General features: G+C 72.0%; 15 protein-coding genes. 6 read left to right on the top strand and 9 right to left on the bottom strand.

All coding sequences use genetic code 11. The features are described from left to right. Positions 1-23 precede the first annotated feature (23 nt). Both H7X46_RS13470 and H7X46_RS13475 read left to right on the top strand, forming a co-directional pair. Positions 24-581 (top strand): NUDIX domain-containing protein, encoded by a 558-nt coding sequence (locus H7X46_RS13470; RefSeq protein WP_370588750.1) that lies wholly within the window; start codon positions 24-26, stop codon positions 579-581. Between the two features lie 163 nt (positions 582-744). Beyond that, on the top strand, positions 745-942 hold the full coding sequence (locus tag H7X46_RS13475; protein WP_186359734.1) for a hypothetical protein: 198 nt from the start codon (positions 745-747) through the stop codon (positions 940-942). Between the two features lie 99 nt (positions 943-1,041). Here H7X46_RS13475 and lpdA read toward each other — a convergent pair whose 3' ends face one another. Continuing rightward, positions 1,042-2,445, bottom strand: coding sequence for a dihydrolipoyl dehydrogenase (lpdA, locus tag H7X46_RS13480; protein ID WP_186359735.1), 1,404 nt, complete (start codon positions 2,443-2,445; stop codon positions 1,042-1,044). Positions 2,446-2,455: 10 nt separating this feature from the next. Then, the gene (locus H7X46_RS13485; RefSeq protein ID WP_186359736.1) at positions 2,456-2,974 is read right to left on the bottom strand and encodes a MarR family transcriptional regulator; all 519 of its coding nucleotides are present in this window, start codon (positions 2,972-2,974) and stop codon (positions 2,456-2,458) included. Between the two features lie 97 nt (positions 2,975-3,071). Between H7X46_RS13485 and H7X46_RS13490 the strand changes: the two genes are divergently transcribed. Both H7X46_RS13490 and H7X46_RS30645 read left to right on the top strand, forming a co-directional pair. Beyond that, positions 3,072-3,623, top strand: coding sequence for a YceI family protein (locus H7X46_RS13490; RefSeq protein WP_186359737.1), 552 nt, complete (start codon positions 3,072-3,074; stop codon positions 3,621-3,623). A gap of 70 nt (positions 3,624-3,693) precedes the next feature. Then, a complete protein-coding gene (locus tag H7X46_RS30645; protein ID WP_186359738.1) occupies positions 3,694-4,437 on the top strand; it encodes a helix-turn-helix domain-containing protein in 744 nt (247 codons plus the stop codon). A 4-nt stretch (positions 4,438-4,441) separates the two neighbouring features. Here H7X46_RS30645 and H7X46_RS13500 read toward each other — a convergent pair whose 3' ends face one another. Beyond that, positions 4,442-4,846, bottom strand: a complete 405-nt coding sequence (locus H7X46_RS13500) for a VOC family protein (RefSeq protein ID WP_186359739.1) — start codon at positions 4,844-4,846, stop codon at positions 4,442-4,444. A 184-nt stretch (positions 4,847-5,030) separates the two neighbouring features. On the opposite strand from H7X46_RS13500, the gene H7X46_RS13505 reads away from it, so the two are divergent. Next, positions 5,031-5,522 carry a DUF1059 domain-containing protein gene (locus tag H7X46_RS13505; protein WP_186359740.1) on the top strand — a complete coding sequence of 164 codons (492 nt, stop codon included), beginning with the start codon at positions 5,031-5,033 and terminating at the stop codon, positions 5,520-5,522. A gap of 58 nt (positions 5,523-5,580) precedes the next feature. On the opposite strand, the gene arc is transcribed toward H7X46_RS13505, so the two are convergent. Both arc and H7X46_RS13515 read right to left on the bottom strand, forming a co-directional pair. Next, on the bottom strand, positions 5,581-7,410 hold the full coding sequence (gene arc, locus H7X46_RS13510) for a proteasome ATPase (RefSeq protein ID WP_186359741.1): 1,830 nt from the start codon (positions 7,408-7,410) through the stop codon (positions 5,581-5,583). 208 nt (positions 7,411-7,618) lie between these two features. Beyond that, on the bottom strand, positions 7,619-8,518 hold the full coding sequence (locus H7X46_RS13515; RefSeq protein WP_370588751.1) for a tRNA (adenine-N1)-methyltransferase: 900 nt from the start codon (positions 8,516-8,518) through the stop codon (positions 7,619-7,621). A 19-nt stretch (positions 8,519-8,537) separates the two neighbouring features. On the opposite strand from H7X46_RS13515, the gene H7X46_RS13520 reads away from it, so the two are divergent. Continuing rightward, on the top strand, positions 8,538-9,380 hold the full coding sequence (locus H7X46_RS13520; protein ID WP_186359742.1) for a thioesterase family protein: 843 nt from the start codon (positions 8,538-8,540) through the stop codon (positions 9,378-9,380). A gap of 76 nt (positions 9,381-9,456) precedes the next feature. Here H7X46_RS13520 and hisG read toward each other — a convergent pair whose 3' ends face one another. From hisG to metH, 4 genes are all read right to left on the bottom strand, one after another. Beyond that, a complete protein-coding gene (gene hisG, locus H7X46_RS13525; protein ID WP_186359743.1) occupies positions 9,457-10,350 on the bottom strand; it encodes an ATP phosphoribosyltransferase in 894 nt (297 codons plus the stop codon). Positions 10,351-10,395: 45 nt separating this feature from the next. Then, the gene (locus H7X46_RS13530) at positions 10,396-10,659 is read right to left on the bottom strand and encodes a phosphoribosyl-ATP diphosphatase (protein ID WP_186362650.1); all 264 of its coding nucleotides are present in this window, start codon (positions 10,657-10,659) and stop codon (positions 10,396-10,398) included. A 179-nt stretch (positions 10,660-10,838) separates the two neighbouring features. Further along, complete coding sequence (locus tag H7X46_RS13535) at positions 10,839-11,525, bottom strand: HAD family phosphatase (protein ID WP_186359744.1); 687 nt, start codon at positions 11,523-11,525, stop codon at positions 10,839-10,841. Next, the gene (gene metH, locus H7X46_RS13540; protein ID WP_186362651.1) at positions 11,518-15,177 is read right to left on the bottom strand and encodes a methionine synthase; all 3,660 of its coding nucleotides are present in this window, start codon (positions 15,175-15,177) and stop codon (positions 11,518-11,520) included. The genes H7X46_RS13535 and metH overlap by 8 nt, the downstream gene beginning before the upstream one ends. Positions 15,178-15,302 lie beyond the last annotated feature (125 nt).

Raw genomic sequence — 15,302 nt, forward strand, 5'->3', positions numbered from 1 at the left:
CCGCTCGGCGATCATCGGTGGGTGTGACCGATCCCGCACGCGAACGCCTGACCGTCTTCGACGCGGCCGGCACCCCGGTCGGTTCCGCCGAACGCCGCGAGGTGTACGCCCGTTCGCTCTGGCACGCGACGACCGCGGTCGCCCTGCGCAGCACCGACGGCGCGCGGCTCTACGTCCACCGGCGCACGGCGACGAAGCTGGTCATGCCGGGGCTGTGGGACTGCTTCGCCGGCGGCGTGCTCGACGAGGGCGAGGACCCGGACGCGTGTGCCGCCCGGGAGCTCGGTGAGGAGCTCGGCGTCACCGGGGTGGCCCTGGAGAAACTGGGCGCGCTGGCGTTCGACGCGGCCGCGCTGGGCATCGACACCGGCCCCGGCTCGGGCCCGGACGGCCTGCGCGCGCACGTGCACCTCTACCAGGCGTACTGGGACGGCCCGGTCGTCCACCAGCCGTCGGAGGTCGCCGAGGGCGGCTGGTGGACCCTCGACGAGCTCCGCGCGCGTCTCGGCTCCCTCGAGTACCCCTGGGTGCCGGACGGCCGGTGGGTCGCCCGTCGCTGGCTCGCCGGGGACGTGGGTTAGAGTGCCGCGTCCGCGCGCGTACCGGTGGGTAACTGAGGTCACCCACACCGGTACCTGGATCGGTTAACGGCCGGCGGGTCGCGCGACGACACACACCCCGAGGCCCAGCGTGGGGTCTCGGAGTACGACGACCCACCACGCGACACGTGTTCAGGAGTGCCCCATGGTCAGCATCTCGGTCTCGGCCCGTTCCCTCGCCGCCGCCCGGCTGATCGACCCGGACGTCAACACCGCCGCCGTGCAGGCCGCGGTGGAGGCCGCGCTGGCGGCCGAGCGTCAGGAGACGCGGGACGCCGGCCGTCCGGCCACGCGTCGCGAGCACACCGCCCGCCGCGAGCCGGACGCCCGCCGCGCCGTCTGAGCCGCTCCCGGCTCCCCCGGTCGTACTCATGGACCGAAGGCCCCGTCGCACGGGGCTTTCGGTCCATGAGTGTGTCGACGGCGGGCGGGAGGGCCCCGGTCAGAGGTTGATCATGTGGCCGGCCAGGCCGTGGATCGCCTCCTGCAGGCACTCCGACAGGGTCGGGTGGGCGTGCACGTTGCGCGCCATCTCGTGCACGGTCAGGTCCCACTTCTGGGCCAGGGTCAGCTCCGGCAGCAGCTCGGTGGCCTCCGCGCCGATGATGTGCCCGCCGAGCAGCTCGCCGTAGGTGTCGTCGGCGATGAGCTTGATGAAGCCGTTCGGCTCGGCCATGCCGTGCGCCTTGCCGTTCGCGGTGAACGGGAAGGTCGCGACGTTGACCTTCCAGCCGCGCTCGTCGGCGAGCTCGCGGGCCTCGGCCTCGGTGTAGCCGAACGACGCGACCTGCGGGTTGCAGAAGGTCGCCCGCGGCATCATCTTGTAGTCCAGCTCCTGGGTCTCGGCGCCGGCCAGGGTCTCGGCGGCGACGACGCCCTGCGCCTCGGCCACGTGCGCGAGCATCAGCTGCGCGGTGACGTCACCGATCGCGTAGACGTGGTCCACGCTGGTGCGCATGTAGTCGTCGATCTTGATGGCGCCGCGCTCGGTCAGCTCGACGCCCAGCTTGTCCAGGCCGTAGCCGTCCACCCGCGGGGCGAACCCGATCGCCTGCACGACCTTGTCGGCACGCAGCTCCTCGGTGCCCTTGGCCGTGGACACGGTGACGGTCACGCCCGAGCCGTCGTCGACGATCGACTCCACCTTGGTGGAGGTCCGGACGGTCACCCCGAGCTTCTTGTAGCGCTTGAGCAGCTCCTTGGACACGTCGGCGTCCTCCAGCGGGAGGAGCCGGTCCAGGTACTCGACGATCGTGACGTCGACGCCGTAGTTGGCCAGCACGTAGGCGAACTCGACGCCGATCGCGCCGGCGCCGGCGATGATGACGCTCTTCGGCAGCTCGCGGGTGAGGATCTGCTCCTCGTAGGTCACCACGCGCTCGGACAGCGAGGTGCCCGGCAGCAGCTTGACCGTGGAACCGGCCGCGATGATCACGTCGTCGTAGGTGACGGTCTCGTTGCCGCCCTTGGACAGCTCGACCTCGATCTCGCCGGGCCGGGTGAAGCGGCCGAACCCGTCGAACTCGGTGATCTTGTTCTTCTTCATGAGGAAGTGGACGCCCTTGACCCGGCCGTCCGCGACGGTACGACTGCGGTCGAAGGCGACCCCGTAGTCCAGCGACACGTCACCGGAGAAGCCGAAGGTCTTCTGCTCCTGGGTGACGATGTGCGCGAGCTCCGCGTTGCGCAGCAGCGCCTTCGAGGGGATGCAGCCCACGTTGAGGCAGACACCGCCCCAGTACTTCTCCTCGATCACCGCCACACTGCGGCCGAGCTGCGCGGCACGAATGGCCGCTACGTATCCACCGGGTCCGGCACCGAGCACGACGACGTCGAAATGAGGCATGCCGCTCAGCCTAGGATGCGCGGGCCGGATCCGGGCCGTCCGGTCCCGAGTCACCCGTCACGGGCCATTCCGGCCGGTCGGACAGGTGCGCCACGATGGCCTCGGCCGCGTCCCGCAGTGCCGCCTGCTGGTCGGGGGTGAGCGCGTCGAAGACGGCCTCGCGGACGCTCTCGACGTGCTCCGGCGCGGCCGCGACCAGCACCTGCCACCCGTCCTCGGTCAGCTGCGCCAGCTGCCCCCGGCGGTCGGTGGGGCAGGCCCGCCGGACGATCCAGCCCGCCTCCTCCATCCGGGCCACCGCATGCGAGACCCGGCTGCGCGACGACATCGCCGAGTCGGCGAGCACGCTCATCCGGAGCGTGCGGCACGGCGCCTCGGACAGCCGGACCAGGATCTCGTAGTACGCCTGCGGCATCCCGGCCGCGGTCTGCAGCCTGCGTTCGACCTTCTCCGACACCAGCCGCTGTGCGGCGAGGAAGGCACGCCAGGTCCGCTGCTCCTCGTCGTCGAGCCAGCGCGTGTGATCCACCGCACCCTCCGGAATGGTTGAGCGTTCATCTTGTTGCTTCTATCGTCGCTCACAGCACGTGAGAGTTCAACTATCCTCGTTCACGGAGGCGTTCCCCATGACCACCAGCATCCCGAACTACATCCCCGGCACCTGGGACATCGACCCGGTCCACAGCGACGTGTCGTTCGTCGTCCGTCACATGATGGTGAGCAAGGTCCGCGGCCGCTTCGAGCAGGTCTCCGGCGAGATCGTCACCGCCGAGAACGTCGAGGACTCGCGGGTCACCGCCACCATCGACGCCACCTCGATCAACACCGGCAACGCCCAGCGCGACGAGCACATCCGCTCGGCCGACTTCTTCGAGGTCGAGAACCACCCGGAGTGGACCTTCACCTCGACCGGCCTGCTGGCCAAGGGCGACGACTTCGTCCTGAACGGCGACCTGACCATCAAGGGCGTCACCCGGCCGGTCGAGCTGAAGCTCGAGATCAACGGCTTCGGCCCGGACGCGTTCGGCGGCACCCGCGCCGGCTTCACCGCCACGACCTCGATCAACCGCTCCGACTTCGGCGTCGACATCAGCCTGCCGATGGACGGCGGCGGCGTGGTCGTCAGCGAGAAGGTCGGCATCGAGCTGGAGATCCAGGCCGTGCTGCGCGCCTCCTGAGCCGCGCACGTCCGGGAGCCCCGGTCCGCGCACGCGGACCGGGGCTCCGGTGCGTCGTAGGCTGGCCGGCGTGTCCGGGTACCGCGAGCGCGCCCCCGCCGGGCCGCTCCGCGACCTGGTCGAGGTCGCGTGGGAGGGCCGTTCCGGCCCGGAGGGCGCCCGGCGGGTGCTCCCCGACGGCTGCATGGACCTCATCGTGCTCGACGGGCGCCTCGTCGTCGCCGGGCCGGACACCGGCGTGCACCTCGCGACGACCGCCCCGGGGGCGGTGACCACCGGGTTGCGGTTCCGGCCGGGCGCGCTGCCGGCGCTGCTCGGCGTGCCCGCCGCGCAGCTCCGGGACCGGCGGGTCCCGCTCGCCGACGTGCTCGACGCGGCCCGCCTGCGCACCGCGTTGCGGACCGGCGCCGACCCGTCCGTGCCGCAGGGCCCTCCGGGGGATGACCTCGCGCAGCTCGTGCGGGTCACCGCGGTGCTCCGGTCCCACGACGAGGGGGACGGGCGGCGCCCGCTGCCCGACCCGCTCCCCCGACCCGCGTTGCGGGCCCTGGCCGGCGGCATGCCCGCCGCCGAGCTCGCCGACCGGCTCGGCGTCACGGCCCGCACGCTGCACCGGCGCTGCGTCGCCACCCTCGGCTACGGCCCGTCCGTGGCGCGCCGGGTGCTGCGGTTCCGGGCCGCGGGCGCCCTGCTGTGGGACGGCGTCGCCCCGGCCGAGGTCGCCGCCCGGTGCGGCTACGCCGATCAGCCGCACCTGTCCCGCGAGGTCCGGGCCCTGGCCGGAGTCTCCCCCGCCACGCTCGCCGCGCGGTGACCGCTCAGCTCCAGGCGAACAGGTCCAGCGGCGTGCCGTCGGGGTCGCGCACGGTGGCGTAGCGCTGCCCCCACGGGGCGTCGAACGGCTCCAGCACCGACCCGCACCCGGCGTCGGTGATCCGCTTCCAGGCGGCGTCGACGGCGCCGGCGTCCGGGAGCCGGAACGCCAGGCTCACCCGCCCGTCCCCGCCGGGCGCGACGCCCGGGTGGAAGGACTCCACCGTCGACTGCAGGTCCAGGGCGAGCCGCAGCCCGCCGCGCAGCGTCGTCTCCACGTGCGGGGAGTCCTCCGCACCCTCCGGGAACGACAGGCCGAGCAGCCGGTAGAACGCCACCGACCGTGCCATGTCCGTCACCAGGATCCCGATCATGTCCGGCTCCGCGCCGATCGTCTCGCTCGTGCTCATGCCGGAAGCGTCCCTGCTGCGCCCGTGGGCGGTCGTGAACGGATCGGACACCGGGCCGAACGCGATCCCCAGTCCTGGCGACGAGCCGGCCGCCGCCGCGGCGCTAGCGTGCCCGCACCGACCGGGTCACCGGGCCGGCACCTGCCGACGCGTCGCGGACCCGGCCGCCACACCGGGAGGTGCCATGTCCAGGAAGATCGTCGACTGCCGCGACATGCCGAGCGAGAGCGGCTGCACGCTGACCCTCACGGGCGGCGAGGAGGAGGTCGTGGCGGCCGCCTGCCAGCACGCCGTCGCCGTGCACGGGCACACCGACGGGCCCGAGCTGCGCGACGCGGTCCGGGCGAGCCTGCGGGACGCCCCGCTCACCGCGGGCGAGGGCACGTTCCTGCAGTTCATCGAGTTCGGGACGGACCGGATCGGGGAGTTCGAGGCCCTGACCGAGGACTGGCTGCAGGACATCGGCGCCGACCGCACCGCGCAGTGGTACGTGCTGGCCGCCGACCGCGACCGCCCCGGGACCTACGTCGAGGTCGTCGGGTTCCCGGGCTACGCGGAGGCCATGCGCAACTCCGAGCACCCCGCCACGGCCCGGATCGCCAAGCGGCTGCAGGAGATGGCCTCCGGCGAGCCGGCGTTCCGCAACCTCGACGTGATCAGCTCGCGGACACCGTGAACGTGGGTGGGCCCCGCCGCGGAGATCGCGGCGGGGCCCACCCGTGTCCGGCCGGCGTCTACAGGTACTGGCCGGTGTTCGAGGCCGTGTCGATGGCGCGGCCGGTGGTGTCGTTCTTGCCGGAGACCAGCGTGCGGATGTAGACGATCCGCTCGCCCTTCTTGCCCGAGATCCGGGCCCAGTCGTCCGGGTTGGTGGTGTTGGGCAGGTCCTCGTTCTCGGCGAACTCGTCGACGATCGCGTCCAGCAGGTGCTGGACCCGCAGGCCCGGCTGGCCGGACTCGAGCACCGACTTGATCGCGGCCTTCTTGGCCCGGTCGACGATGTTCTGGATCATCGCGCCGGAGTTGAAGTCCTTGAAGTAGAGGGTCTCCTTGTCCCCGTTGGCGTAGGTGACCTCCAGGAACCGGTTCTCCTCCGACTCGTCGTACATCCGCTCGACGATCCGCTGGATCATTCCGTCGACGCAGGCCTTGCGGCTGCCGCCGAACTCGGCGATGTCGTCGTCGTGGATGGGCAGCGACTCGGTGATGTACTTGGAGAAGATGTCCTGGGCGCCCTCGGCGTCCGGACGCTCGATCTTGATCTTCACGTCCAGCCGGCCCGGGCGCAGGATGGCCGGGTCGATCATGTCCTCGCGGTTCGAGGCGCCGATGACGATGACGTTCTCCAGGCCCTCGACGCCGTCGATCTCGGCGAGGAGCTGGGGCACGATCGTCGTCTCGACGTCGGAGGACACGCCCGAGCCGCGGGTCCGGAAGATCGAGTCCATCTCGTCGAAGAACACGATCACCGGGGTGCCGGCGGAGGCCTTGTCCCTGGCCCGCTGGAAGATCAGCCGGATGTGCCGCTCGGTCTCGCCGACGAACTTGTTGAGCAGCTCCGGGCCCTTGATGTTCAGGAAGAACGCGCGGCCCTCGTCCGGGTCGTCGCCCCGCTGCCCGGCGATCTTCTTGGCCAGCGAGTTCGCGACGGCCTTCGCGATGAGCGTCTTGCCGCAGCCGGGCGGGCCGTAGAGCAGCACGCCCTTCGGCGGCCGCAGCTCGTACTGGGTGAACAGCTCCTGGTGCAGGAACGGCAGCTCCACCGCGTCCTGGATCTGCTCGATCTGCCGGGACAGGCCACCGATGTCGGAGTAGGAGATGTCCGGGACCTCCTCCAGCACGAGGTCCTCGACCTCGGCCTTGGCGACCCGCTCGTAGGCGTAGCCCGCCCGCGAGTCGACCATGAGGGAGTCGCCGGGCTTGAGCGGGCTGTTGCCCTCCTCCTGCCCCAGCTCGAACAGCGGTGCCGCCAGCCAGACGACCTTCTCCTCGTCCGAGTGACCCACGACCAGACCGCGGCCTGCGGTGCCGTCGTCGGTCGGCCGCGACACGATCTCCCGCAGCGAGTACAGGTCGCCGACCTGCTCGAAGCCCATCGCCTCGACCACGGTGAGCGCCTCGTTCAGCCGGACGGACTGCCCGCTGCGCAGCTCGGTGCCCTCCACCGCGGGCGACACCGGCACGCGCATCCGGCGCCCCGAGGTGAACACGTCCACCGTCTCGTCGTCGTAGCGGCCCAGGAAGACGCCGTACCCGGACGGCGGCTGGGCCAGCCGGTCGACCTCCTCGCGGAGCGCGACCAGCTGCCCGCGCGCCTCCTTGAGGGTCTCGGTGAGCTTCTCGTTGCGGGCGTTCAGCGCGGAGAGCCGGCTCGTGGTCTCGGCCAGTCGCTGCTCCAGCACCCGGGCGTGCCGGGGTGTCTCGCTCAGCCGCTGGCGCAGCGTCGCGATCTCGTTCTCGAGATGACGGATGTGCTCGGCGGCCTCGGCGGGACTCAACCCGCCGCGACCGCCGTCGGACTGGACATCCCGCCTGCCGGGACCGTCGTCGTAGGTGTGGTTCACGGCAGCCTCCCTCCGTGTTCCGTCTCACCACGGTACCCGGAACGGGCGTACCGAGGCGGTGCGGCGAACCGGTGATCCAGGCCTCAGCCGGTCGGCACCATGGGGTCACTCTGCGGCTTCTTACCCGTCACCGCCACGTCCACGCGGGGCGGTTTTCGTGAAGTTCGTGTTTCCGCCCGGGCGCGTCGCGGCCGGACCCGGGCGTGTCCTACCGGCCGGTCGGGCGCCGCTGCTGCCGGGGCGGGGTGACCCCGTCGGCCAGCCGGCGGCTCGTGACCAGGAACGCGGTGTGCGCGATCATCCGGTGTTCCGGGCGGACGGCGAGGCCCACCACGTGCCAGGGCCGCACGATCGCCTCCCAGGCCTCCGGCTCGGTCCAGCACTGCATCTCGCGCAGCTTCTCGGTGAGCATCGACAGCTGGGTCGTCGTCGCCACGTACCCGACGACGATCCCGCCGGGGACGAGGTTCTCCCGCACCGTGTCGAGCACCTCCCACGGCGAGAGCATGTCCAGCACGACCCGGTCGACCTCGCCGCGGTGCTCGCGGACGTCGCCGACGGTCAGCTCCCAGTGCGGGGGGCGCTCGCCGAAGAACGTCTCGACGTTGGCGGCGGCGTGCGGGGCGTGGTCCTCGCGGATCTCGTAGGAGATCACCCGCCCGGCCGGCCCGACAGCCTGCAGCAGCGAGCAGGTCAGCGCGCCGGACCCGGCCCCGGCCTCGAGCACCCGGGCCCCCGGGAAGACGTCACCCCACATCAGGATCTGGGCGGCGTCCTTGGGGTAGATCACCTGTGCGCCGCGCGGCATGGACAGCACGTAGTCCGCCAGCCGCGGCCGCAGCGCCAGGTAGGGGGTGTTGGCCGCGGAGTGGACGAGGCTGCCCTCGGGGGCGCCGATGAGGTCGTCGTGCGCGATCTGGCCGCGGTGGGTGTGGTAGGAACCGCCCTTCTCCAGCACGACCGTGTAGCGCCGCCCCTTCGGGTCGGTCAGCTGGACCCGGTCGCCGGCCCGGAACGGTCCGCCCCGGCGTGGTGGCTCCCATCCGGCGGCGTCCCCGGCGTCGTCGGGGCGGGGGGCGGGGGCCGCAGGGCCGGGCTGGTCGTGCACGGGCGAGGACGGTACCGGCATGATCGCGTGCGTGACTCCCCCGCCCCCGATCCCGCCCGGCCCGTTCTACCTGCCCCGCGGCGAGCACACCGACGCCTCCGGCACGGCGGTCGGCGAGTTCGAGGCGACGCCGTCGACCACCGGCCCGTGGTACGCCGACGCCCAGCACATGGGGCCGCCGTCGGCGCTGCTCGCCCGGGCGCTGGAGCGGCTGCCGGGCGGTGCCGGCGCCCGGATCGCCCGGGTCACCGTCGAGGTGCTCGGGATGGTGCCCGCCGGGCCGGTGACGGTGACCGCGCAGGTGGAGCGGCCCGGGCGGACCATCGAGCTGCTGGCGGCGACGATGCGGGCCGGCGGGCGGGACGTGCTGCGCGCCCGGGCCTGGCGGCTCGCCGCCTCCGACACCGCGGTCGCGGCCCGGGAGACGGTCGCGGCACTGCCCGGCCCGGACGCCGGGACGGTCCGCGCCGAGCGGCCGCACGGCTGGCTGCCCGGCTTCCTCGACGCCGTCGAGTGGTCCTGGCTGGACGGCGTCGAGCTGGGCGACCTCGGCCCGGCCCGGGCCTGGGTCCGGATGCGGGTCCCGCTCGTCGAGGGCGAGCAGCCGGCGCCGCTGCAGCGGCTGATGGTCGCGGCGGACTGCGCGAACGGGATCGCCGCCCCGCTGGACGTGCGGGACTGGCTGTTCGTCAACACCGAGCTGACCGTGCACCTGCACCGCGCGCCCGCCGGCGAGTGGATCGGCGTCGACGCCGCCACCGTGGTCGGCCCGGACGGGCTCGGCACCTGCGCGGCCACGCTGTTCGACGAGGCCGGGCACACCGGCCGGATCGCGCAGGCGCTCACCGTCCGGAGCCGGTGACCCGGGCGGCACGGACGACGGCGGCCCGCCTCCCGGTCCTGCCGGGTGCGGGCCGCCGTAGGTGGGGAACGGACGCTCAGACCTCGCCGTGGCCGTTGACCGACATCGCGCGGCAGGACCGGATCTCGGAGGTCAGGATCGCCGTCGCGCCGATCTTGGCGAGCCGGTCCATGACCAGGTTGGTGTCCTTGGCCTTCACCATCGTGCGGACCGCGACCCAGCCGTCCTTGCGCAGCGGCGACACGGTGGGGGCCTGCAGCCCGGGGGCGATCTTCTCCACGTCGGGCAGCAGCGACTCGGGGCAGTCGAAGTCCATCATCAGGTACTCGCGGGCCAGCACGACGCCCTGGAGGCGGTCGGCGAACACCTTCTTCACCGCCGTGATGTCGCCCTCCTCCACGCGGTCCGGGCGCTTCTCGCGCTCGATCAGCGTCGCCTGCGAGGTCGCGATCGGCTCCCCGATGATCTGCAGCCCGTGCTGGCGCAGGGTGCGGCCGGAGGAGACGACGTCGGCGATCGCGTCGGCCAGGCCGAGCTGGATGGAGATCTCGACGGCGCCGTCCAGCTTGACGATCTCCGCGCCGATCCGCTTCCCGGACAGGAACGAGCGGACCAGCCGCGGGTACGAGGTGGCGATCTTGCGGCCGTCGAGGTCCTCGAGCTTCCAGTCGGCCTCGGCCGGGCCGGCGAAGTGGAAGCGGGACCGCCCGAAGCCCAGCGGCAGGACCTGCTGGGTCTGGCTCCCGGACTCCTCCATCAGGTCGAAGCCGGTCACGCCGAGGTGCAGGTCGCCCTTCCCGACGTAGGTCGCGATGTCCTTGGGCCGCAGGTAGAAGAACTCGATCTCGTTCTCCTCGTCGACGACGCTGAGGTCACGCGAGTCGGTCCGCTGGCGGTACCCGGCCTCCCGCATCATCGTGGCGGCGGGCTCGGCCAGCGTGCCCTTGTTCGGCAGTGCCACGCGGAGCATGACGCTTCTCCTGAAACTGGTCGTCGAGATCTCGGTCGGTCGGGCCTACAGGTGCTTGTAGACGTCCTCGAGGGTGAGCCCGCGCTGAATCATGATCACCTGCAGCCGGTAGAGCAACTGCGAGATCTCCTCGGCCAGCTCGTCGTCCCCCTGGTACTCGGCGGCGAGCCAGACCTCGCCCGCCTCCTCCAGCACCTTCTTGCCCTGGGCGTGCACCCCGGCGTCCAGCGCGGCGACGGTCCCCGAGCCGGCCGGCCGCTCCGTGGCCTTGGCCTGCAGCTCGGCGAACAACCCGTCGAATGTCTTCACCTGCATCGCCCCTTTCGCCACCAGTGTGAACGGTGACCGGGACCGCACCATCTCCCACCCGGGGTGCGGAGCCGTGCGGGCCACGGACCGCGCCGGATGGTTCACCCGGTGTGACCAACCGGCGCACGAGCCGCCGCTCGTCGTCGACGACGGACCGCTCGCACGCCGGCGCGGGCGTGTCACCGGCCCCGGACCACCTCCAGCACCTCCGCCAGGCCCGCCGGCGTCATCCCGGTGAGGGTGTCGCGGAGGACCCGCCGCGGGCCGGCCGGCACCTCCAGCTCGCACGGCACCACCAGCACCGCGCAACCGGCGCGCTCGGCGGAGAGCGCGCCGGTCGGCGAGTCCTCCACCGCGACGCAGTCCGCCGGGTCCACCCCGAGCAGCTCCGCGCCGCGCCGGTACGGGTCCGGTGCCGGCTTGGTCGCGGTGACCTCGTCCCCGGTGACGACGGCGGCGAAGTGCCCGCGGCCCAGGGTGTCCAGCGCCCGCTCCGCCAGCACCCGGATGGTGTTGGTGACCAGCGCGGCGGGTACGCCCTCGGCGTGCAGCGCGCCGAGCAGCTCCCGGGCCCCGGGCCGCCAGTCCACGCCCTGGCCGAACAGCTCCCCGGCGCGGTCGTAGAACCACGCCCCGGTCTCGACGTACTCGGCGGCCGGGACCGTGTCCGGGTCCCGGCCGGCCTCCCGGAAGCAGATCCGCAGGCTCGAGTCGAGCGACCCGCCCACCGACTCGCGGCGGGCCTCGGTGGACAGCGGGTCGGCCCCGAGGTGCTTCATGAGGTCGTTGAGCGCGACCTCCCACACCTTCTCGGAGTCGATCAGCGTGCCGTCCATGTCGAGCAGGACACCGCGCAGCTCAGGCATCGGGGGTGTACCCCAGGTTGGGCCGCAGCCACTTCTCGACCTCGGCGACGTCGCGGTCCAGCCGCCGGGCGTAGTCGGTGACCTGGTCGAGCCCGATCCGGCCGACGGTGAAGTACCGCGACTCCGGGTTCGCGAAGATCATCCCGCTGACCGCGGCGGCCGGGGTCATCGCGTACGACTCGGTCAGGCCGACCCCGGTCTCCTCCGCGCCCAGCAGGTCGAACAGCGGCCGCTTGAGCGTGTGGTCGGGGCACGCCGGGTAGCCGAACGCCGGTCGGATGCCGCGGAACTTCTCCGCGAGCAGCTCCTCGAGCGGCTGGTCGGCGCCGGGCTCGAACCACTCGCGGCGGGCGTCGCGGTGCGCGTACTCGGCGAACGCCTCCGCGAGCCGGTCCGCCAGCGCCTTCACCATGATCGCCCGGTAGTCGTCGAGCGCGTCCTCGTACTCCTCGGCCATGGCCTCGGCGCCGTGGATGGACACCGCGAACGCGCCCAGGTGGTCGCCCTCCGGGGCGACGTAGTCGACGAGGCTGCGGTTGGCCCGGCCCATCGGCTTCTCGGTCTGCTGGCGCAGCATCGGGAGCCGCTGGTCACCGGCCTCGGTGCGCACGACGATGTCCTCGCCGTCGGCGTGCGCCGGCCAGAACCCGTACACGCCGCGGGCGGTGAACCGGTCGTTCGCGATGATCTCGTCGAGCATCGCGTTGGCGTCGTCGTAGAGCTCGCGGGCGACCGGCGAGTCCAGGATCTGCGGGTACTTGCCCTTGAGCTCCCAGGCCAGGAACAGGAACTGCCAGTCGATCAGCTCGCGCAGCTCGGCGATCGTCGGGGTGCACTGCCGCACCCCGGTGAACGACGGGACCGGCAGGTCCTCGAACCCGACCCGCTCGAAGTTGGCCTTCGCCTCCTCGAACGGCAGCAGCGGCTTCGACTCGCGGCCGGCGTGCTGCTCGCGCAGCCGCTCCTGGTCCTCGGCGTTGGTCTTGGCGAGTGCCTCGGCGCGGTCGTCGTCGAGCAGGTCGGAGACCACCCCGACGACCCGGGACGCGTCGAGCACGTGCACCACGTTGCCCTGGTAGGCGGGGGCGATCTTGACCGCGGTGTGCTGGCGGGACGTCGTCGCGCCGCCGATCAGCAGCGGCAGCTTCAGCCCGCGCCGCTCCATCTCCGCGGCGACGCCGACCATCTCGTCCAGCGACGGCGTGATGAGCCCGGACAGGCCGATGACATCGGCGTTCTCGGCCACCGCGGTGTCCAGGATCGTCTGCGCCGGGACCATCACGCCCAGGTCGACGACCTCGTAGCTGTTGCAGCCGAGCACGACACCGACGATGTTCTTGCCGATGTCGTGGACGTCGCCCTTGACCGTGGCCATGACGACCTTGCCGTTGCCCCGCTCGGACTGGATCTCGCCGCGGGCCTTCGCCTCCTCCTTCTCCTTCTCCATGAAGGGCTCGAGGTAGGCGACCGCGCGCTTCATCACGCGGGCGGACTTCACGACCTGCGGCAGGAACATCTTCCCGTCGCCGAACAGGTCGCCGACGATCTTCATGCCGTCCATCAGCGGGCCCTCGATCACGTCGAGCGGCCGGGTGGCCTGCTGGCGGGCCTCCTCGGTGTCGTCCTCGATGTAGTCGACGATGCCGTGCACCAGCGCGTGCGAGATGCGCTCGCGGACGTCGTTCTCCCGCCAGCTCAGGTCGACCTTGCGCTGGGTGCCCTCGCCCTTGAACCGCTCGGCGTTCTCCACCAGCCGGTCGGTGGCGTCCGGCCGCCGGTTGAACAGGACGTCCTCGACCATCTCGAGCAGTTCGGGGTCGATGTCCTGGTAGACGGCCAGCTGCCCGGCGTTGACGATGCCCATGTCGAGGCCGGCCTTGATCGCGTGGAACAGGAACGCCGAGTCCATCGCCTCGCGCACGACGTTGTTCCCGCGGAACGCGAACGACAGGTTCGAGACACCGCCGGAGATGTGCGCGCCGGGGCAGCGCTCCTTGATCCGCGGGCAGGCCTCGATGAAGTTCTTGGCGTAGTCGTTGTGCTCCTCCATGCCGGTGGCGATGGCGAGGATGTTCGGGTCGAAGATGATGTCCTCGGGCGGGAAGCCCGCCTCGTGGACGAGCAGGTCGTAGGCACGCCCGCAGATCTCGACCTTGCGGTCGGTGGTGTCGGCCTGGCCGACCTCGTCGAACGCCATGACGACCACGCCGGCGCCGTAGGCCCGGACGGTGCGGGCCTGCCGCAGGAAGGGCTCCTCGCCCTCCTTGAGGCTGATCGAGTTCACGACGCCCTTGCCCTGCACGCACTGCAGGCCCGCCTCGATGACACCCCAGCGCGAGCTGTCGATCATGATCGGCAGCCGGGCGACCTCCGGCTCGGTGGCGAGCAGGTTGAGGAACGTCCGCATCTCGTCGGCGGACTCGAGGAGGTCGGCGTCCATGTTGACGTCGAGCATGTTCGCGCCGCCGCGCACCATGTCGAGCGCGACGTCCAGCGCCCCGGCGTAGTCCTTGGACTCGATGAGCCGGCGGAACCGCTTGGACCCGGTCACGTTGGTCCGCTCGCCGATCATCACGAAGCCGGTGTCCGGGCCGATCTCGAACCGCTCGAGGCCGGAGAACCGGGTGCGCGCGGCCGGCTCGGCCGGGGTCCGCGGCGGGAGGTCCTTCACCTGGGCGGCGATGTGCCGGATGTGCTCCGGGCCGGTGCCGCAGCACCCGCCGACCAGGTTCACCAGCCCGGCCTCGGCGAACTCGCGCAGGTACTGCGCGGTCTGCTCGGGCGTCTCGTCGTAGCCGCCGAAGGCGTTCGGCAGCCCGGCGTTCGGGTAGGTGGCGACGAAGGTGTCGCTGATCTCGGCCAGCGCCGCGGCGTGCGGGCGCATCTCGTCGGCGCCCAGCGCGCAGTTCAGGCCCACGACCAGCGGGTCGGCGTGCCGGATCGAGGTCCAGAACGCGTCGACGGTCTGCCCGGACAGGGTGCGCCCGGACCGGTCGACGATCGTCACCGAGATCCAGATCGGCAGGTGCGGCGCGACGTCGTGCGCGGCCTGCAGCGCCGCCTTCGAGTTCAGCGTGTCGAAGATCGTCTCGATCAGCAGGACGTCGACGCCGCCCTCGTCGAGCGCGGCGATCTGCTCGGCGTAGGAGTCGTAGACCTCCTGGTAGGTCACCGCACGGTAGGCGGGGTCCTCCACCTTCGGCGACAGCGAGAGCGTCACGTTCAGCGGGCCGATCGACCCGGCCACCCACCGCGGCTCCCCGCGGGCCGCCTCGGCCTCGTCGGCCGCCTGGCGGGCCAGCTTCGCGGCCGCGACGTTCATCTCGCGCACCTTGGCCTCCAGGCCGTAGTCGGCCTGGCCGATCGAGGTGGCGGTGAAGGTGTTGGTCGTGGTCAGGTCCGCACCCGCGTCGAAGTAGTCGCGGTGCGCCTGCAGGATCAGGTCCGGCCGGGTGAGGTTCAGCAGGTCCGGGTCACCGGTGGTGTCCTTGTGGTGACCTTCCAGCCAGTCCGCCCGGTAGTCGTCGGCGGACAGGCCGAGGCCCTGGATCACGGTCCCCCACGCGCCGTCGATGACGCCGATGCGGGTACCGAGCAGGTCCTTCAGCTGCTGCGTCTTCCGTTCCGCGGTCCGGACCCGTTCCGGGTCCATCTGGGTCTGAATGTCGCCGTCCGAAGAGGTGCTCACCGAGTGATCCGCTCCCGTCGTTGATGACACGGAGGATCAGGCTACCGTCCGCCGGGATGTGCACCGGGTTCCGCGAGCGTCCGGGTCGT

It is taken from the genome of Pseudonocardia sp. C8 (assembly GCF_014267175.1).
Classification (GTDB): Bacteria; Actinomycetota; Actinomycetes; order Mycobacteriales; family Pseudonocardiaceae; genus Pseudonocardia.